Source organism: Leptolyngbya sp. AN10, assembly GCF_050565645.1.
Classification (GTDB): domain Bacteria; phylum Cyanobacteriota; class Cyanobacteriia; order Leptolyngbyales; family Leptolyngbyaceae; genus Leptolyngbya.
In genome coordinates this window covers 1-17,453 of record NZ_JBNXVP010000045.1, presented here as the reverse complement: position 1 = coordinate 17,453, position 17,453 = coordinate 1, and the positions used below count along the sequence as shown (strand labels likewise).

Genomic DNA, 17,453 nt, shown 5'->3' with positions numbered 1-17,453 from the left:
TCTTCGCCCTGCTTATGAGAATTACGATCGTCGGTTGCGGAGTGGTCGGAGCAACGATCGCTTACGAACTCAGCAAAATTCCAGATTTAGAAATTACGGTTGTCGATGCTCAATTGACTCCGGTTCAACCCGATTTGACCGAGTACCCAAGCGCTACAGGGGCGGCACTCGGCGTATTAATGGGCGCAATTAGCAAAAAAGAAAAGGGTCGTAATCTGCGGATGCGACTGGCAGGAATTCAGTATTACAACGAAACTGTTCCGGAGTTAGAGGCGTTGACGGGTCGATCGATTCCTTTCAATCGTCAAGGCATTTTGATGCTGCAATTTTCTGATGATCTAGAGGTCTGGAATCGCTTAGTTGAAGTGCGACGAAAACAGGATTTGCTGCTAGAAATTTGGGATCAGGAACGATTGAAATTAGAGTTTCCGTTTCTCGATCGAGCCATTGCTGCGATTTATTCACCCAGCGATCGACAAATTAATCCGGTTTCACTCACTCAAGCCCTAATCGAAGGCGCAAAGCTCCAAGGTGTAGATTTTCAATTTGGAACTAAAGTGATTGGCAGAAAAAATCAGCAAATTCAAACTTCGCAAGGTTTCATTGAATCGGATTATGTCGTGATTTCGGCTGGAGTAGGAACGAGCGAAATTGAGAAAGTCGATATTCGCCCCGTTCTGGGTCAAGCGATTCATGTTCGATTACCGAAGGCTTTGAGCGATAAACTTTTGCCCGTGATCACAGGCGATGATGTGCATATTGTTTCGCTTGGAAATTCTGAGTATTGGATTGGTGCAACAGTTGAGTTTCCGAATGAAGCGGGGGAAGTATTGCCACCCGATCGATCGATGTTGGATCAAGTGGTGCAGAGAGCGATCGAGTTTTGTCCTGAGTTGAAAGAGGCGGAAATTGTTCGATCGTGGTTTGGATTGCGTCCGCGTCCTCAAGGTCGTCCTGCGCCAGTGATCGAAGAATTGGAGCCAAATATTCTACTTGCAACAGGACATTACCGAAACGGGGTTCTGTTAGCGCCCGCGACCGCAGAACAAGTGAAAGCAAGAATTTTAGAAATTGATTCGTCTGCATAATTTCAGCAGCGCCTGGACTGATCAGATTTCAATGACCCAAATTTATACATTCAATCAACCTTTACCGAGAGATCCAAAAACTGGACGCGCATTACCTGATTCTTCTTTTCCACATACACAACTAGGACAAAGAACCAGTCGAAGAAGAAATGAAACCTACACTCGAGTTCGCGAGTTTGGAGAAAACGGAAAGTTAATTCGAGACATCGATTTCACCAATCACGATCGCGCTGATCATACAAATCCACACCAACATCGATATGATGCAAATACGGGAAAACGGATGAGTGCTGAACCAATATCACTATAGAGGTCTTTATGTCAGCCCTGATTGAACTGTCGCAAAAGAATGACTCCGGAGCTTTATCAATTCAGCTAATCGATCTATTACGCCTGATTCCAGAAGAAGATCAGAAGCTCGTTTGGGCGATTCTTGATTTAGAAGCGATCGGCGATATTAGTGAAGTTTGGCAAGCAGGAATTTTAGATTTAGAAAGCCAAATTCAACAGTCTCCGATGATCCTTAATTGGCAGGATTTAGTAAAACTTGCAAACTCATTCGAGGACGTTATTAACCTCACCCTTGTCGCCTGTCTAAGTTCTAAGCTTCCGGCAGTTAACTTTAAGATAAACGACCCTCATTCTTGCGTATTTGTATTTGAATTGATCGATAGTACTGTGTGGAAAATTTATGCAGCCCATCAGGAAAAATTAGACAGATTTCTCAATGCTCAATTGAAATCGGCTGCTTAATCATCTGTAACGAATTCAGCCAGATAAACACTCAAATCGGGCATCACACTACGGTAAGGTGAAGGATAGTCACTTGAAAAGCACGTTTTAACTTCCCGTTAATTATGTCCAGCACTGTTTCTAGCCCAACCCGTACCATCAAGATTGCTTCCCGCAAAAGCCAACTCGCATTAGTGCAAACTTATTGGGTGCAGGAGCAGTTACAAAAAGCATTTCCCGATCGCACTTTTGAAGTCCACACGATGGAAACTCAAGGCGATAAAGTCCTCAATGTCGCATTGGCAAAAATTGGCGACAAAGGTTTATTTACCAAAGAGCTTGAAGATGGAATGCTCAATGGCACAACCGATTTCGCGGTGCATTCTTTGAAGGATTTACCGACTCGGCTTCCGGATGGTTTGATGCTCGGATGTGTCACGGAGCGCGAAGATCCCGCAGATGCCTTGGTCGTGCATGAGAAGCATAAAGATAAAGACCTCGCTTCGTTGCCAGAAGGATCGATCATTGGAACTTCTTCGCTGCGGCGGTTAGCTCAATTGCGGCATCACTATCCACATTTAAGCTTCAAAGATGTGCGCGGAAATGTGATTACGCGATTGGCAAAATTGGATTCGGGCGACTATGATGCGTTGATTCTGGCGGCGGCTGGATTGAACCGATTGGAATTAAGCGATCGTATTCATCAACTCATCTCCTCGGACATTTCCCTTCATGCAGTGGGTCAAGGCGCACTCGGAATCGAATGCCGCGAAGGAGATACCGAAATTCTCGAAATCTTGAAAGTTCTGGAACATCAGCCGACTGCTTATCGCTGTTATGCAGAACGGGCATTTTTGCGAGAATTAGAAGGCGGTTGCCAAGTGCCGATCGGGGTTAACACCACGATCGAAGGTGACACTTTGACGCTGACTGGAATTGTCGCAAGCTTAGACGGTCAGAAGCTCGTGAAAGATAGTGTTTCGGGACTTGCAACTGACGCAGAGAAGCTTGGAACCGAACTAGCGCATCGAGCGAAAGAACAAGGAGCACAGGAAATTCTCAACGAGATTTTCGCCACCATTAATCGCGGTTAAACGATCGAGCGCATAAAGATCGATAATAGAAAACGCATTACTAGGGAACGCCGGAGAACACAATCATGGCGCAGACGATCGCGCAATCCGCTCTAGACATCGCAAGTCTAGACGCGGAACTCTCAACGCAAAGCCCACAGAAGATTCTGGCGCGGGCACTCGATCAATTTGACAACATTGCGATTTCGTTTAGCGGTGCAGAAGATGTCGTGCTGATCGATATGGCACACCGCTTGGGCAAGAAAGTTCAGGTGTTTAGCCTTGATACGGGCAGACTTCATGCCGAGACTTACCAATTTATTGAGCAAGTCAGAAAGCATTACGGCTGCACGATCGACATTCTTTTCCCCAACACCGAGAAAGTTCAAAAACTTGTCAGTGAAAAGGGACTCTTCAGCTTTTACGAAGACGGACACAACGAATGCTGTGGAATTCGCAAGGTTGAACCGCTTCGTCGCAAGCTTGGAACCTTAGATGCTTGGATTACGGGACAGCGTAAGGATCAGAATCCTTCGACTCGTGCAACGGTTCCGGCTGTGCAAGTTGATACTGCTTTCTCGTCAGACGATCGACAGTTGATCAAGTTCAATCCCTTGGCAAACTGGTCTTCTGCGGATGTGTGGCTGTATATTCGTGGGTTTGAAGTGCCGTATAATCCGCTACACGAAAAAGGCTTTGTCAGTATCGGATGCGAGCCTTGCACGAAAGCAGTTCTACCCGGTCAGCACGAGCGCGAAGGTCGTTGGTGGTGGGAAGATGCTACGAAGAAAGAATGTGGTCTACACGCAATGAATCCGACCAAATCAGCGTAGTCGATCGCTAAACGCGGTACAAAGCAGCGACAAATTCTTGATGCTCTGAACTGCTTAACCCAGTTTGGAGCGTCGCTAAAACAGTCGCGATATCGCCTTGCTGAAGTGACGCGATCGCTAACCATAATCCCGGAAACACTCGACTTTTGATCACATCATTTTCAGGTTCTAACACTACGTATTCGCTACCTTGTAGCTGAAACCAGCGAATCTGATTCTCGTAAATTTGCCAAACCAAGTATTCTTTCACACCATTACGACGATAAGCGTTCAGTTTGGCATTCATATCAACAGATGCACTACTGGCGGCAATTTCAACGATTAGTTCTGGCGCACCTTCAATATAATCGTCTTCGGTAATTCGAGAATTTCCCCCAGCTTCCGGTTCAATTCGTAATAACGCATCAGGCTGAGGCTCGTTATCAAGATCAAGCCGAACGGTAGCATTATCTTCAATATCAACTCCTGGAGTTGCGGCAACATAGGCGGTTAGCCAGCCAATCACATAAGCATGAGGTCTACCGTGTTGTTTTGCTCGGACGGGGGATGCCACGTATACGACTCCTTCAATTAATTCGGCTCTGAGATTGGGAAATAAAGCATAACGACGCTCGAACTCAGTGCGGGAGAGACGATCGCCGCTTTCCAAAGGAGGAGTCGAAACTTGGCTGACCATAGTGCAAACCTCAGCGTTTCTTTGATTTTGGCATATACGGAAATGACGATCGCGCTCGTCGTATGATGACAGTGCGAAACCAGAGAGGAAAGCCAGATGCGGATTTTGTTTGTGGCAACGGAAGCAGCCCCGATCGCGAAAGTGGGTGGATTGGGCGATGTGGTCGGGGCGTTACCCGCAGTGCTCAGAGCGATGGGGCATGATGTCCGGGTTTTCCTGCCGTACTATGGCTTTCTGAATGACAAGATCAAGATTCCGGCAGAACCGATTTGGCAAGGGTCTGCAATGTTTAATGCCTTTGCGGTGTATGAAACGGTGTTGCCGGGAACGGATGTGCCGCTGTATCTATTTGGACATCCTGCGTTTGATCCGCGTCGGATTTATGGTGGAGAGGATGAAGATTGGCGGTTTACGTTCTTTGCCAATGGAGCGGCGGAGTTTGCTTGGAACTATTGGAAGCCGAATCTTATTCACTGTCATGATTGGCATACGGGAATGATTCCGGTGTGGATGCACCAAGACCCGGATATTTCTACGATTTTTACGATTCATAATTTGGCGTATCAAGGTCCTTGGCGCTGGAAGTTGGAGAAGATGACTTGGTGTCCTTGGTATATGCAGGGACATAACACGATGGCGGCGGCAGTACAGTTTGCGGATTGGGTGACAACCGTTTCGCCCACGTATGCAGACCAAATCAAAACACCAACGTATGGGGAATCGCTGGAAGGATTGCTATCGTTTATCAGCGGCAAAGTTTCTGGGATTGTGAATGGAATCGATACGGATTCTTATGATCCAGAAGTCGATAAAGCGATCGCGAAACCATTTTCGATCGACACGCTCGACGATCGCATTGCTAACAAAATCGCACTCCAAGAAGAAGTCGGATTAGAAGTTAATTCCAAAGCGTTCTTGGTCGGAATGGTGACGCGATTAGTGGAGCAGAAAGGATTGGATTTGGTGATTCAGATTCTCGATCGCTATCTTGCCTATACCGATTCTCAGTTTATTTTGTTGGGAACAGGCGATCGGTATTACGAAACTCAGATGTGGCAACTCTCTTCGCGCTATGGCGGGCGAATGTCGGTCTATTTGCTCTACAACGATGCTTTGGCACGTCGAATCTATGCGGGATCGGATGCGTTTCTGATGCCGTCTCGATTTGAGCCTTGTGGCATTAGTCAAATGCTATCGATGCGGTATGGTTGTGTGCCGATCGTGCGGCGGACAGGTGGATTAGTCGATACTGTTTCACACAACGATCCAGAGAATCAGGCAGGGACGGGATATTGTTTCGATCGCTATGAGCCGTTAGATCTATTTACGTCGATGGTGCGGGCGAATGAAGCGTATCGATTTAAGGGATTGTGGAAAGAACTTCAACAGCGGGGAATGCAGCAGAATTTTAGCTGGAAGAAATCGGCAGTGGAATACGATCGTCTCTATCATCGGGTGTTAGGAGTTCCAGAACCGGGAACGGTCGAAGTGGGTTAGCGGAATAGTGCGATCGAAGCAATCAAGAAGCTTACAACACTGATGCAGGTGAGCGCGATCGTGATTTGGCGATTTTGCTTTAAGCGTTTGATCAGTGTGTCTCGATCGATTTCAGCTTGACGCTGTATGGAGAGATTCCACTGATCGAATTGGTCTTTAAGCAGGATTGAATTTCGCTCAGTTTCGATTTGATTGAGTCGTTGTTCGATTGTTTGAAGAGCAGATTCTAATTGGCTGACTTGTTCAGATGAAGCTGTATCGTTCAAGTTAGCTTTGAGTTGTTGTAGTTCTTCTTGAAGTTGGACGATCGGAGTGGTAGCTTCTTGCGTCGATCGTTCAAGCTGCGTGAATTGGTTAGAGAGCTTCGAGTACTGTTCGCGGTAATTCTCAGCAAAATTAGTGAGCGTTTCGACTGAATCTAAGACTTGATTCATTTGATTTTCGACCTGCTGAATTAGAAGCAATGTAGCCGTTGCATGATCTTGCTCGACTTGTTTTAGCTGTTGCAGTTCTGCTTCGAGTTGAGCAATGAGTTGTCGATCGACAAACATTGCACGAGCCTCAGTCACTAATCTCAGAACTTTGCAATAACTCGCTCTCACTTTCTTTCTAGGAATTAATCCATCAGATCCGGTTAATAAATGCGTTTTTATTGTTTGCGGGAGCTTTAATTGAGTTGAAAAATGCGCGGTTTCTCCTTCTAGGCGCTCTATCGAGAAAGACTCATATTCATGTCTTAGATTGAGCATAGAGATTAAGTTTTCTATGCCGTTCATTGCTCGGACAACTTCTTGATATTCCCCCTGATCTGCAATGATCAACATACTAGAGTCGGGCATTGACTCTAGAAGAAATTCAATATTCTGCTTTACAACTTCCTTGGCATTAAAAAGCTCATTCAAACAGTTTTGAAAGATGAATAACTGGCTTTTAGCAATAATTGGTTGGATTGAATGAAATGAATGTTCTTTGCAAAAATCAAGGGTATGACTATGAATTGAAAAGTCTTTTTTCCAAATTTGAGGTCGGATTTCTTCAATCGTGATATTGCGGCTTAATTTCCAAGTATCTGATGCAATATCAAAAGTCTCGATCGTAACTGATTGAATCTGCGTTTGATTGAGGTAGCTGAGTAGTCCGATAATTTCTGGGGAAGGACCTGAACCGAATAAACAAACTGTAAGCTGACCTTGATCGCGAATCTCTTGAGCAAATCCAAAGTTTTCTAATGCTCTAAAGGTCATTTCTGCATATTGGGGGTAATACGCAATTAGGTAAGCTGCTTGAATATCTAGAGTTGAATAATCAACGATAATTTGATGATCTGCATAAGCTTTTCGCAGCGATCGAACACTCGGCTTTAATGATCTGAGGAATTGATTAAACTGAGTTTCGTTATTCTGCGTTTTGCTGAGCTTGCGAAGACTTTCTAAAATGTATTCGTATAAATCATTCATTTTTGGAGACAGGCGCTCGTCAACGAATCATTCTAAACGTCAAATTAATTCTTGGCATCGTTAATTTCTTTGTTTTTGGAATTTGATGAAGCCAATAATGTTGCGTTTCTTCAGCCATCAATAAAAAACTACCGTGAGTTAATTCAACATCAATTTTTTTCAAATTTCTGTCATACCGATGTTTAAATGAAAATCGGCGCGTTGCTCCGAAACTGACAGAACCAATGATCGGGTTTTTGCCAAGTTCAGGTTCATCATCGCTGTGCCACGAAACACTATCATTTCCATCGCGGTATAGATTGAGTAAAACACTATTGAAGCGAATATTTGATAACGGTTCAATACGGGACTTAATGACTAATAAAGATTCTGTCCACGATCGGGGTTGCATTTCGATTCCAGAATAGCTGTACTGCTTTTCTCCATACCAAGCCGTGAGACGAGGAAGCGGCACATTTTTACCATAAATCTTGAGGTGATCTTGCTGCCAGTCAATGTCTGTTAATAGCTCAGAATAGAGTTGATCGGCTTCCGCTTGATCAAATAGATTCTCATAGAGAAAGACAGTTCCATTCTGTTTAATTAGGGAGCAGTTAGACATTGCGATCGCGGTAATTCACTTCTTTAGTATATAGATACCAATTCTGGTCTGAACAATCGATCAAAATTTTTCATGCTAGAATCACGCGACTTCTAAAACTGATGAAAGAGATGCACTAAGGCAGATCTGTTTTGAACCCGATCTGCGGTATTTCAAATGAATAACCTGATTGATGTTGCGCCTATGACTTTCCAGTTTTCCTGGTTTGACTGGTTTTGCTTTTGGTATCCGCCTGGATGGTTGATTTTATTCAATCGTCACTGGCAGCACTATCATGACGATCCAGACGGCTGGAATTGGCTGGAATATTTACTATTTCTAATTCCCGCAGGATTTTATCTAGCATTGTTGATTCGGTGGGTGCGCTTGGGATTCCGATCGCCCAAATCCGAATCGACTGAACCCGATCCGGCTTATCAAAAAGCGTTTCGAGAAGAGATTTTATTCCCGATCGTCACTCGCTATTTTCGAGCAGAGTTACATCAAATCGAACATTTAGCCGAAAATCCTCCCGCGATCGTGACTTTGAATCACGCGGGAATGTGCTTTCCTTGGGATTTCGTTTGCTTAGGGGTGTTGCTGGGTGAGAAAACCGGATGGTTTGTGCAACCTGTGGCGCATCCGATTTTCTTTGATCATCCGTGGCTCGTGTGGTGGTTGCCACGGGGATGGGCGCGGGTGCTGGGGGGAGTTCGTGCAGAGAAAGATAGTTTTGAGGAAGCGATCGCACAAAAAACTGTGTTGCTCTATGCGCCCGAAAGTTGGAGAGGACTGGCAAAAGGTTGGCGACATCGCTATCAGTTGGAGCGGTTTGATCCGAGTTTTATGCGATTGAGTGCGAGATATCAGGTTCCAGTTTCGCCCACAATTTGTATCGGTAGTGAGTTTTTGCATCCTTGGACAGTGAACTCGAAACGACTGGCACGAGTGTTAAGAATGCCATTGTTGCCTGTATCACCGTTGCTGTTGCTGTTCGTATTGTTTCCATCGTTAGGAGTTTGGGCAGTGAGAACACGATTGAAGTATTACTTTCAACCCTTGCAACTGCCGCCCAACGAGGAATTCACGCGATCGCAGTTCTACGATCGTGCCGAAGAATTGCGATCGCGTCTACAACAGGAAATTAACGACAAGCTAATCCAGTAAACGGATCAACCGGAATCGGAGACGCGATCGGACTACCGTAAATCACACTGCCACAGTAAGAGCTTCTGTAGTAGTTGTCATTTCCTCGATTGATAATCACGGTTCTTGCTCTCGGTGCAACAATGACCGGAGAGCCAAAGCCAGGAGAATAGACGCGACCCGGATTATAGGTGTTGGGATAGATGGGTTTGTAGGGATTGTAGAAGCTTCGACGCAGAATCACCTCATTGCGGAACGGGCGATATCTAGCGCGATTTCCGATCGAGATTCCAAACCCAGGTGTTCCAACTGTGACCCCAAATCTAGTCGATCGAACTCGATAGCTATCCGCATGAGCGGGCAACAAAGGTGCAAGCACAATCGCGCCTGCAACCACAGCAGAAATTAGTTTAAACATGACATCCCCAAAGATGAAGCGAGAAGTTGCCTTGAGTCGATGCACCGTCTAGACACTTAACTTCGACAAGTTTGCAATTGCATTTCCAGCAATCCAACCTGTCGTCCAAGCACTCTGAAAGTTGAATCCGCCTGTAATACCATCAATATCTAATATTTCACCCGCGAAATAAAGACCCGGACAGCTTCGGCTTTCCATTGTTTTAAAGTTGATCTCTTTAAGGTTTACTCCACCACAAGTGACAAATTCTTCTTTGAATGCGCCTTTACCTGAAATTTGATAGCTTCCTTGAGTGAGTTCTTGAATCAATTGATTCAATGTTTTGTTTGAAAGTTCTGCCCATCTGCGATCGCGATCGATTCCCACAATTTCAACGAATCTCTCCCACAATCGGCGCGGTAACATGACTGGACAATTTGCAGCGATCGACTTCTGTGGAATCTGGTTTCTCACTGCCATGAGTTCTTGTCGCAATTGTTCTGGATTCTGTTTCGGCAACCAATTGATTGTGAGTTGGGCTTGATATTTGTGATCATGCAGTTCTCTTGCTGCCCATGCGGAGAGCTTTAGAACCGCAGGCGCACTCAATCCCCAGTGTGTGATTAACAGTGCTCCAGTTTGCTCGAATTTTGAATCACCGACTTGTAATTTCAGACGAACCGGATCAACGGAAACACCCGCGAGATCAGATAAGCGATCGTCTTTCACATTGAAAGTAAACAGCGATGGAACCGGATCAATGATCGAATGCCCCAATGATTTCGCGAACTGATAGCCGTTTGGATTGCTTCCGGTTGCAATGAGAACGCGATCAGCAGTGAGAACGCGACCGGAACGAAGCTCGATCGAGAATTTTTCACCCAACTTAGACACCGATTTCACTGGAGCTTGCGTGTAGATTTTCACGCCCAAATCTGCGGCTTGATTGAATAAACAATCTGCGATCGTCCTCGAATCATCAGTAATCGGAAAAATCCGTCCATCCGCTTCGGTTTTTAGTTTGACATTGCGATCGGTAAACCATTCGATCGTGTGTTTCGCCTGAAACTGCGAGAATGCCCCTCTTAACGCTTTTCCGCCTCTGGGATAATTCTGAACGAGCAAAGACGGCTCAAAACACGCATGAGTCACATTACAGCGACCCCCACCCGAAATTAGAACTTTCGATAAACATTGCTGACCTGCTTCGAGCAACGTCACATCGACCCCCGATTTCGCCGCACAAATCGCCCCAAAAAATCCTGCTGCTCCGCCACCGATGACAACTAATTCCACTGTTCTTATACCCAGATCGAATCTTGATCTTAGGCGATTTGGAATGCGATCGCAGCATCAGGCAACAAAGATGCAATAATGATGCGGCTGTTTTTTCTTGTCCCCAATGGCACGCACGAAAACCCTCACCCTCGAAGCCCTAGAGCCGTCTGAGTTTAAGTTTGATCTGCCTGATCCGAATGACGATCGAATTGAGGAGCTTGCCTTTCAGCAACAAATCGAACAAGCTTGGCAAGTGTGCGATCGCTTCGATTTACAGACCGATATTTGGCGGGGGCGGATTCTCAGAGCCGTCCGAGAGCGCGAGAAGAGCCAGAACGGAACCGGATTTTTGAATTGGTTGCGCGATCGGGAAATCAGCAAAACACAGGCTTACAAATTAATCGAATTGGCAAACAGCGCGGATACCTTACTGGCAGGTGGACACATTGAGCCTGAAGATGTAAATCGCTTTAGCAAGCAAGCCTTTGTCGAAACAGCACAGTGTGAACCGGAAGTGCAACAGCTTGTTGGGGATGCAGCAAAAAGAGGCGATCGCATTACTCGTCGAGAAGTTCAGCAATTGTCAGACGATTGGACTGCGATGAGTTCTGATTTGCTACCGGAAGAAATTCGCGAAAAAGTGGTCGATCAAACGATTCCAACTCGCTATGTTGCGCCGTTAGTAAAGCATTTAGAGAAATTACCAGAGTTCCATCAAGCTTCGATTCGACAAGCGATCGCAGAACATCCAGATCTTGACACTTTAAAGCAAGCCACTGGAGAAGCACGATCGCTATCTCGTTATCTTGAAGCGGCTCCTCAAGTGCAAGCTTTGAATGATGAATCGGTCAACATTGAGACTGCACTTGATGAAGCGATGCGATTAGGGTGTCTCAATTCTGCGGCGGAATTGGTAAATCAAGCGGCTCAACTGGAACACGCGATCGCGAAACTCTACACAACTTGGAAGCGAGTGAATTCTTTGTCTGACAAGCTTTACGAAGATACGGGTGCGAGTACTCCAAATCTTCGATCTATGTTGAAGTCGTTGGAACGCTTGTCGAATAACTCGATCGAGTTTTACTTTGGCGATCCCAGGGGCGAGAATTTCTCTCACACGATCCGACTGAAATTAGAAGAGGAATCAGCGGGCGGAGAAATTGAATGAGTGCGATCGATCGGTTTCAATCTTCTGTTGTCACTGCCTTGGTTCGAGACGGATGGAGCCAACCAAAACCGCTACCACTTAAATTTGGCAGCAAAGACGTAAAAATTGATCTAGCCGCAGAGAAGATTCTTTTTGCAGAAAAAGGCAGAATTCAGATTGCAGTAGAAGTTAAAAGCTTCGTTGTGCCAAGCATCGTATACGCATGGCACGGCGCACTTGGACAGTATCTCAATTACTGCCTCGTGCTAGAACATAATCAACTTTCTCATCTTCCTTATCTCGCAGTTCCAGCAGAAATCTACGATCAAGAACTCACAGAGGAGTTTTTTCAGTCCAGTATTCGTCGTTATCAAGTTAATTTACTTATCATTGATTCAATCACTGAGGAGATTGTGCAATGGAATCCCGATCCCCAGATTTAACTTCTATAGCCATCCCGAACCACGAGGAGAAGGTTGCGGCGTATCGCAATGCAATTCTTAAGGTTTTGTCTTCCCACTTACAAGCTTTGAGTCCGGATCTTCAAATGGTTCCAGTGTTCGATTTGCAACACGATCGCTATCAACTGCTCGAAGTTGGCTGGCAAAACCGGAAACGGATTTTTCTACCGATTCTGCACCTCGACCTCATTGAAGGGAAAGTGTGGATTCAACAGAATCAAACGGATATTGAAATCGGTGATGAATTGGTTGCGGAAGGAGTTGAGCGAGCGAACGTTGTTTTAGGATTCATCCCGAAACATCTACGTCATTTCAATCCAGATTATGCTGTCGAATAATCCAATCTTCGTAAAACAACTTAAGATAGGTTTGCAAACGGTTGCATCTGGGATCAAACATGACCAAGTTGGAAACAGGCTTCGCGGGAAATCTTTCTCTAAGAAATTTGCTGCCGCCTTATCGATTTGTCCGCACCGATGAAACCGTTCTTCATCACCACCATGCTGAAACTGCGCCATTGAATGAGAAAGCAGTTCGGGTGCTAAATTGGAATATCGCTAAGAATAATGACGATCGCACTTGGCAGATGGATTTCGATTGGATTGTCGATCGCTATTGTCCAGATTTGATCTTTCTTCAGGAATTTAGCCTGTGTGCTCGTACTAAGAATTTCAAGTTGGCAGAATTAAGCTGGAGTTTTGCACCTAACTTTATCGATCAGTATCACAACATCTATGCAGGTGTCTTAACGGCATCTCGATCGACTTCTGTAAACCACAGAGCTTTAGTCACTGAACATTTTGAGCCTGTCTCGAATACGCCGAAAGTCTCTTTAGTCACAGAGCATCCATTTGCACAGGGAACACTGTTGACGATTAATTCGCATTTAATTAATTTCGTTGATTTAGAGAAATTCAAAGCGCAACTGCGGGAATTGGAAAGCGCGATCGCACAACACACTGGAGCGATCATTTTTTCGGGAGATTTCAATACGTGGAATCGATCGAGGTGGCAGATGCTTGATAAGATGACGCGCAGGCTCGGTTTATCAAGAGCAGAGTTTCCCGAAATGGATGCTCAAAATATCAAGCGATTTTTGTTGTCTCCACCGCTCGATCATATTTTCTATCGGGGTTTGCGGCAGAATTATCTTCAAGCGCGTGTTCTCGATCACATTCAATCCTCTGATCATAAACCGATGCTGGTTGAGTTCCACGTTTGAGCAAAGCTATGTTGAGCGTCGGTGGTTCCGTTCGTATCTTTAGCATTGTCGCAGTTGTTGTTCATATCTTAGGCGTGATTAATGCGGCTCATGCCGTGATGACAGTACGATCGTCTCGTGGGGCGGTGGCTTGGAGCATTTCGCTCCTGACTTTCCCGTGGTTGGCGATTCCGATGTATTGGGTTTTGGGACGGAATCGATTTTACGGATATGCAGAAGCGCTCCATGCCGCTTATGTGGAACATAACACGCTGGCTCAACAGGTTTATCAAGAAGCTTTAGAGTACAAAACGGATTTGCCAAAAGAATTCGCTTCACTACAACAGTTAGCAGATTCGTTAACGACAATTCCATTTACTACGGGCAATTATTGTGAATTGCTGATTGATGGAAAGGCAACGTTTAAAGCAATGCTATCGGCAATTCAATCGGCAACCGATTACATTTTGCTGCAAACTTATATTTTGGAAGACGACGAAACTGGATATGAATTCTGTAAAGCGTTAGTTCAGAAAGCAAATCAAGGCGTTCGAGTTTACTTGCTTTATGACGGGATTGGGACACGAGGACTTGAACGATCGTATCGTCGATCGCTGCGTCAAGCAGGTGTGAAAGTGAGAGCTTTCAAAAGCACGAAAGGACGGGGAAATCGCTGGCAAATTAACTTTCGCAATCACCGCAAAATTTTGATTGTGGATGGTGCGATCGGCTTTGTCGGTGGATTTAATATCGGTGACGAATATCTTGGTTATAAACCGCCGCTCAGTCCTTGGCGCGATACACATCTGAGAGTCCAAGGAACGGCTGTGAAATGCTTGCAAGGGAGCTTTTTAGGCGATTGGTTCTGGGCAACTCGGCATCTTCCTGAAGTCAATTGGAACATTGCTCCGAAACCAGAATTTAATCAAACGGCGTTAGTGTTTCCGACGGGTCCTGCTGATCATGTTCCAGCTTGTACTTTGTTTTTTGTCGATGCGATCAATCAGGCAAAACAAAGGCTGTGGATTGCCAGCCCGTATTTTGTGCCCGATGATTCGATCGCGACTGCTCTAAAACTAGCGGCGATTCGCGGTGTTGATGTGCGAATTCTGCTTCCGAATCGTCCCGATCATTTCATGGTCTACTTTTGCGCGTTTTCGTATTACAACGAGATGCAAACCGCTGGTGTGAAAATTTATCGATATCAACCTGGATTTATGCACCAGAAAGTGATTTTGATTGATGATGCGATCGCTGGAGTTGGAACGGTAAATTTCGATAATCGATCGTTCTTGCTCAACTTTGAAGTGATGGTGTTTGTGCTCGATCGACTTTTTGTGCAATCGGTTGAAACAATGCTGCGAGACGATTTAGAACTCTGTAAATTTGTTGAACCTGGGGACTATCGCAAACGTCCGTTATGGTTTCGATTGATTGCGAGAATTGCACGATTGTTTGCTCCGATTCTGTGAGGAACCTGTTAGAATCTGGCTTCTTCTGTAACGGTAATCGTAGGAATCGATTACGATCAGGTCAAAGTGTTATTGATAGTCAACAATGGTCACAGAGTTAATGGTGCAGCCATCTTCATGGGTGGAAACAGGCATTACTGTAGAAACTGTAAGAGGTTTGAAGCTGTTTAAGTTTACAGCAGAACTACAGGAGCGTTTTGAAGAACTCATTGATTTATATAAGCAAGAACAGCTTACAGGTGAGCAACTCGCGGAGTTAAGAGGGCTTGCAGAACTCGATCGAATTTTTACCTTACTCAATGCTCGCACGATCGCAGATTCATGACCATTAGTGCCTCAACTCGTAAGCTTATCCGGCAGCGAGCAAGTTATTTGTGCGAGTACTGTCATTCTTCTGAAGAAGGAAGTACAACCCGATTTACACTTGATCACGCTCAACCTAAATCTCTAGAAGGCTCTGATGATGTTGATAATTTAATTTTGGCGTGCCACCGCTGTAATATGCGCCGCTACAATTTTACAACTGCCATTGATCCACAGACGAAGCGTGTTGTGCGTTTGTTTAATCCTAGAGCGCACTCATGGGCTGAGCATTTCTCTTGGTCTAAGGATGGTTTGAAAGTCGTGGGACTTACAGCAATTGGAAGAGCGACTTGTAAGCGGCTTGATATGAACGATGATGAGCATGATGAAGGCTCAATTATTGCCGCTCGTCGTTTGTGGATACGTGGAGGATGGCATCCGCCTCAAGGTGATCCGATTTTGCAAGATTAGCGATCGCACTTTAGGGCACAGGTAGCCCGATCGCTTTGGCAATCAGCGGCAAGAGTTTGCTACAGGCTTCAGCGAATGTAGCGGCTGCGGGAAGTGAGGCGGCAGTGCCTTTGAGAAGTTTGATGGCTTTTCTGCCGAGTCCTTGTTTAGCTGGATCTTGGGCGGCTTCGGCTAGAGTTTTGACTTCTTCGAGGGCATCGGCTTTGTCTTCTAGGGAAAGAACGGGTTCGGTTTCGATCGCGGCTTGCAGTTCGATTAAGTGTGCTTTTAGTTCTTGCTGCTCAGGAGTGCTGGAAAGCTGATTCACCACATTTGAAACGCTGCCGCTGATTTCGCCTAAGTTGATCGTTGAACCTGTGACATTGCTGATGTTGATGCTGTTGTCGTTCATGGCTGGATTTCCTGTCGTGAGAATGTTGGTAATTTGGGCTGGATTTTTGGCGATCGCCATTGCCATTGTTTTGAAGTCTAAGAGATACTGTTTGTTTTCGGCTTCGAGTTGTTGAATGCGATCGTCATACGTTAACTCGAATGTTTTAGCAACTTGGGCTTTGTCTGTGTTTTCGGGGACTTCAAGCGTGAGTAGGACATCGTTGCCTTTTTTCTCAATGCCTTGAATGGAATCGAGAGTGATACCGGGGTTTTCCTGCATGAGTTGTTGAAAGGCGGCGGCGAAGGCTTCGCGGTTGATGCCGTTTCGCATGAGAATCTGGACGGTGTTGAGAATTTTTTTGTAGAGTTTCTCGAAATCTCCAGGGTCGAAGACGGTATCGGGATTGTGAGGGCGGCGTTCTCGACTGCCGATCGAATTAGGGTGTTCGAGGAGAAAGATGTATTGGCAATCGACTCGATCGAGCGTGGTGGTGTGGTCAACATTCCAGGCTTCGAGACAAGCTCCTGTCAGATAAGCGCCTGTGAAATCTGCACCAAGGGCTAGAGATTCGCGAAGATTTGCCTTTTTGAGATTTGCACCCTGCAAAAGTGCTTTGCTGAGATTGATACGGGTGAGATTTGCAGATTCGAGATTAATACCCTGAAGGTTTGCTCCTTCTAAATTGGCTGCAATGAATGACTTTTTGTATCCATTCCGCGTTGTCAAGAGTTCGCGAACGTTTGAATGTTGCAAAATCGAGTCGCCGACTCTAGCACGGTCTAATTTCTTGGCTTCTTCCCAGCAAACATGGGTGAGAGTTGCTCTTCGGAAGTTGGTGCTTTTGAGCGTTGCCTTTGTAAAGTTTGCACTTGTTAAATTGGCGTTGTAGAAGCGTGTTCCACCCAGCGATGAAAACGCTACGCCAAAGCTACGAGCTAATTCAAATTTTTCATCATTCTTAGAAACTCGCCACGCGATGTAGAGACTTAACAAGCCCGATGCGACAGAGACAGCGAAAGCGACAGCGAAAGCGGTAGAGACAGCGAAAGCGCCAGCGACAGCAACAGCGCCAGCAACAGCGACAGAGACAGCGCCAGAGACAGCGACAGCCATCGCGACAGAGACAGCGACAGCGACAGCCATTGAAATGCCCCCTAAAAATTAGACCACTCCGAGAGCGACAACGAGTCCAAATAGGAGTAGGATCAAGTGCATGTCAAATTCAGCGAAAAAATACACCCCCCAATTCAAAGCCAAACTGGTGCTCG

General features: G+C 45.6%; 20 protein-coding genes. 14 read left to right on the top strand and 6 right to left on the bottom strand.

The annotated features are described in order from the left end of the window. Nucleotides 1–14 precede the first annotated feature (14 nt). The 5 genes from ACQ4M5_RS35080 to ACQ4M5_RS35060 all read left to right on the top strand — a co-directional run bounded on the left by ACQ4M5_RS35080 (nucleotide 15) and on the right by ACQ4M5_RS35060 (nucleotide 3,726). Nucleotides 15–1,088, top strand: a complete 1,074-nt coding sequence (locus ACQ4M5_RS35080; RefSeq protein ID WP_430680426.1) for an NAD(P)/FAD-dependent oxidoreductase — start codon at nucleotides 15–17, stop codon at nucleotides 1,086–1,088. Between the two features lie 31 nt (nucleotides 1,089–1,119). After that, entirely contained in the window at nucleotides 1,120–1,398 is a 279-nt protein-coding gene (locus ACQ4M5_RS35075) for a hypothetical protein (protein WP_430680425.1), read from the top strand. 8 nt (nucleotides 1,399–1,406) lie between these two features. Continuing rightward, nucleotides 1,407–1,841: a hypothetical protein gene (locus tag ACQ4M5_RS35070; RefSeq protein WP_430680424.1), complete on the top strand. Its 435-nt coding sequence runs from the start codon at nucleotides 1,407–1,409 to the stop codon at nucleotides 1,839–1,841. Nucleotides 1,842–1,945: 104 nt separating this feature from the next. Then, complete coding sequence (hemC, locus tag ACQ4M5_RS35065; RefSeq protein ID WP_430680423.1) at nucleotides 1,946–2,914, top strand: hydroxymethylbilane synthase; 969 nt, start codon at nucleotides 1,946–1,948, stop codon at nucleotides 2,912–2,914. Nucleotides 2,915–2,979: 65 nt separating this feature from the next. After that, nucleotides 2,980–3,726: a phosphoadenylyl-sulfate reductase gene (locus ACQ4M5_RS35060; protein WP_430680422.1), complete on the top strand. Its 747-nt coding sequence runs from the start codon at nucleotides 2,980–2,982 to the stop codon at nucleotides 3,724–3,726. Nucleotides 3,727–3,733: 7 nt separating this feature from the next. Here the strand turns inward: ACQ4M5_RS35060 and ACQ4M5_RS35055 are convergent, their stop codons facing one another. Beyond that, nucleotides 3,734–4,402, bottom strand: a complete 669-nt coding sequence (locus ACQ4M5_RS35055) for a Uma2 family endonuclease (RefSeq protein ID WP_430680421.1) — start codon at nucleotides 4,400–4,402, stop codon at nucleotides 3,734–3,736. Between the two features lie 96 nt (nucleotides 4,403–4,498). Here ACQ4M5_RS35055 and glgA point away from each other — a divergent pair, with 96 nt between their 5' ends. Next, nucleotides 4,499–5,899 carry a glycogen synthase GlgA gene (gene glgA / locus ACQ4M5_RS35050; protein WP_430680420.1) on the top strand — a complete coding sequence of 467 codons (1,401 nt, stop codon included), beginning with the start codon at nucleotides 4,499–4,501 and terminating at the stop codon, nucleotides 5,897–5,899. On the opposite strand, the gene ACQ4M5_RS35045 is transcribed toward glgA, so the two are convergent. Together ACQ4M5_RS35045 and ACQ4M5_RS35040 are read right to left on the bottom strand one after the other, a co-directional pair. Further along, nucleotides 5,896–7,356, bottom strand: a complete 1,461-nt coding sequence (locus ACQ4M5_RS35045) for a hypothetical protein (RefSeq protein ID WP_430680419.1) — start codon at nucleotides 7,354–7,356, stop codon at nucleotides 5,896–5,898. The genes glgA and ACQ4M5_RS35045 overlap by 4 nt on opposite strands. Nucleotides 7,357–7,375: 19 nt before the next feature. Beyond that, on the bottom strand, nucleotides 7,376–7,957 hold the full coding sequence (locus tag ACQ4M5_RS35040) for an alpha-ketoglutarate-dependent dioxygenase AlkB family protein (RefSeq protein WP_430680418.1): 582 nt from the start codon (nucleotides 7,955–7,957) through the stop codon (nucleotides 7,376–7,378). Between the two features lie 156 nt (nucleotides 7,958–8,113). On the opposite strand from ACQ4M5_RS35040, the gene ACQ4M5_RS35035 reads away from it, so the two are divergent. Further along, nucleotides 8,114–9,103 (top strand): glycerol acyltransferase, encoded by a 990-nt coding sequence (locus tag ACQ4M5_RS35035; RefSeq protein WP_430680417.1) that lies wholly within the window; start codon nucleotides 8,114–8,116, stop codon nucleotides 9,101–9,103. Here the strand turns inward: ACQ4M5_RS35035 and ACQ4M5_RS35030 are convergent. Together ACQ4M5_RS35030 and ACQ4M5_RS35025 are read right to left on the bottom strand one after the other, a co-directional pair. Next, the gene (locus ACQ4M5_RS35030) at nucleotides 9,081–9,500 is read right to left on the bottom strand and encodes a hypothetical protein (RefSeq protein WP_430680416.1); all 420 of its coding nucleotides are present in this window, start codon (nucleotides 9,498–9,500) and stop codon (nucleotides 9,081–9,083) included. The genes ACQ4M5_RS35035 and ACQ4M5_RS35030 overlap by 23 nt on opposite strands. 48 nt (nucleotides 9,501–9,548) lie before the next feature. Next, nucleotides 9,549–10,775 (bottom strand): NAD(P)/FAD-dependent oxidoreductase, encoded by a 1,227-nt coding sequence (locus ACQ4M5_RS35025; RefSeq protein WP_430680415.1) that lies wholly within the window; start codon nucleotides 10,773–10,775, stop codon nucleotides 9,549–9,551. Nucleotides 10,776–10,881: 106 nt separating this feature from the next. Here ACQ4M5_RS35025 and ACQ4M5_RS35020 point away from each other — a divergent pair, with 106 nt between their 5' ends. The 7 genes from ACQ4M5_RS35020 to ACQ4M5_RS34990 all read left to right on the top strand — a co-directional run bounded on the left by ACQ4M5_RS35020 (nucleotide 10,882) and on the right by ACQ4M5_RS34990 (nucleotide 15,812). Beyond that, nucleotides 10,882–11,925, top strand: a complete 1,044-nt coding sequence (locus tag ACQ4M5_RS35020; RefSeq protein ID WP_430680414.1) for a hypothetical protein — start codon at nucleotides 10,882–10,884, stop codon at nucleotides 11,923–11,925. Next, nucleotides 11,922–12,347: an element excision factor XisH family protein gene (locus tag ACQ4M5_RS35015; protein ID WP_430680413.1), complete on the top strand. Its 426-nt coding sequence runs from the start codon at nucleotides 11,922–11,924 to the stop codon at nucleotides 12,345–12,347. The genes ACQ4M5_RS35020 and ACQ4M5_RS35015 overlap by 4 nt, the downstream gene beginning before the upstream one ends. After that, nucleotides 12,323–12,703, top strand: coding sequence for a XisI protein (locus ACQ4M5_RS35010; protein ID WP_430680412.1), 381 nt, complete (start codon nucleotides 12,323–12,325; stop codon nucleotides 12,701–12,703). Before ACQ4M5_RS35015 ends, ACQ4M5_RS35010 begins: the two co-directional genes overlap by 25 nt. A 59-nt stretch (nucleotides 12,704–12,762) precedes the next feature. Beyond that, nucleotides 12,763–13,587, top strand: coding sequence for an endonuclease/exonuclease/phosphatase family protein (locus ACQ4M5_RS35005; protein ID WP_430680411.1), 825 nt, complete (start codon nucleotides 12,763–12,765; stop codon nucleotides 13,585–13,587). Further along, a complete protein-coding gene (gene cls, locus ACQ4M5_RS35000) occupies nucleotides 13,584–15,038 on the top strand; it encodes a cardiolipin synthase (protein ID WP_430680410.1) in 1,455 nt (484 codons plus the stop codon). Before ACQ4M5_RS35005 ends, cls begins: the two co-directional genes overlap by 4 nt. 85 nt (nucleotides 15,039–15,123) lie before the next feature. After that, nucleotides 15,124–15,363 carry a hypothetical protein gene (locus ACQ4M5_RS34995; protein WP_430680409.1) on the top strand — a complete coding sequence of 80 codons (240 nt, stop codon included), beginning with the start codon at nucleotides 15,124–15,126 and terminating at the stop codon, nucleotides 15,361–15,363. Further along, nucleotides 15,360–15,812, top strand: a complete 453-nt coding sequence (locus ACQ4M5_RS34990) for an HNH endonuclease (protein WP_430680408.1) — start codon at nucleotides 15,360–15,362, stop codon at nucleotides 15,810–15,812. The genes ACQ4M5_RS34995 and ACQ4M5_RS34990 overlap by 4 nt, the downstream gene beginning before the upstream one ends. A gap of 10 nt (nucleotides 15,813–15,822) precedes the next feature. Here the strand turns inward: ACQ4M5_RS34990 and ACQ4M5_RS34985 are convergent, their stop codons facing one another. Next, on the bottom strand, nucleotides 15,823–17,328 hold the full coding sequence (locus tag ACQ4M5_RS34985) for a pentapeptide repeat-containing protein (RefSeq protein WP_430680407.1): 1,506 nt from the start codon (nucleotides 17,326–17,328) through the stop codon (nucleotides 15,823–15,825). Nucleotides 17,329–17,453: the final 125 nt, after the last annotated feature.

Excerpts from the sequence above, each read along its gene's own strand:
- ACQ4M5_RS35035 (WP_430680417.1), top strand. The coding sequence starts at position 8,114 with ATGAATAACCTGATTGATGTTGCGCCTATGACTTTCCAGTTTTCCTGG.
- ACQ4M5_RS35005 (WP_430680411.1), top strand. The coding sequence starts at position 12,763 with ATGACCAAGTTGGAAACAGGCTTCGCGGGAAATCTTTCTCTAAGAAAT.
- ACQ4M5_RS35020 (WP_430680414.1), top strand. The coding sequence starts at position 10,882 with ATGGCACGCACGAAAACCCTCACCCTCGAAGCCCTAGAGCCGTCTGAG.
- ACQ4M5_RS35030 (WP_430680416.1), bottom strand. The coding sequence starts at position 9,500 with ATGTTTAAACTAATTTCTGCTGTGGTTGCAGGCGCGATTGTGCTTGCA.
- hemC (WP_430680423.1), top strand. The coding sequence starts at position 1,946 with ATGTCCAGCACTGTTTCTAGCCCAACCCGTACCATCAAGATTGCTTCC.
- ACQ4M5_RS35075 (WP_430680425.1), top strand. The coding sequence starts at position 1,120 with ATGACCCAAATTTATACATTCAATCAACCTTTACCGAGAGATCCAAAA.
- ACQ4M5_RS35080 (WP_430680426.1), top strand. The coding sequence starts at position 15 with ATGAGAATTACGATCGTCGGTTGCGGAGTGGTCGGAGCAACGATCGCT.
- ACQ4M5_RS35070 (WP_430680424.1), top strand. The coding sequence starts at position 1,407 with ATGTCAGCCCTGATTGAACTGTCGCAAAAGAATGACTCCGGAGCTTTA.
- ACQ4M5_RS34995 (WP_430680409.1), top strand. The coding sequence starts at position 15,124 with ATGGTCACAGAGTTAATGGTGCAGCCATCTTCATGGGTGGAAACAGGC.
- ACQ4M5_RS35015 (WP_430680413.1), top strand. The coding sequence starts at position 11,922 with ATGAGTGCGATCGATCGGTTTCAATCTTCTGTTGTCACTGCCTTGGTT.
- ACQ4M5_RS34985 (WP_430680407.1), bottom strand. The coding sequence starts at position 17,328 with ATGGCTGTCGCTGTCGCTGTCTCTGTCGCGATGGCTGTCGCTGTCTCT.
- ACQ4M5_RS35040 (WP_430680418.1), bottom strand. The coding sequence starts at position 7,957 with ATGTCTAACTGCTCCCTAATTAAACAGAATGGAACTGTCTTTCTCTAT.
- ACQ4M5_RS35010 (WP_430680412.1), top strand. The coding sequence starts at position 12,323 with ATGGAATCCCGATCCCCAGATTTAACTTCTATAGCCATCCCGAACCAC.
- ACQ4M5_RS34990 (WP_430680408.1), top strand. The coding sequence starts at position 15,360 with ATGACCATTAGTGCCTCAACTCGTAAGCTTATCCGGCAGCGAGCAAGT.
- ACQ4M5_RS35045 (WP_430680419.1), bottom strand. The coding sequence starts at position 7,356 with ATGAATGATTTATACGAATACATTTTAGAAAGTCTTCGCAAGCTCAGC.
- glgA (WP_430680420.1), top strand. The coding sequence starts at position 4,499 with ATGCGGATTTTGTTTGTGGCAACGGAAGCAGCCCCGATCGCGAAAGTG.
- ACQ4M5_RS35060 (WP_430680422.1), top strand. The coding sequence starts at position 2,980 with ATGGCGCAGACGATCGCGCAATCCGCTCTAGACATCGCAAGTCTAGAC.
- ACQ4M5_RS35055 (WP_430680421.1), bottom strand. The coding sequence starts at position 4,402 with ATGGTCAGCCAAGTTTCGACTCCTCCTTTGGAAAGCGGCGATCGTCTC.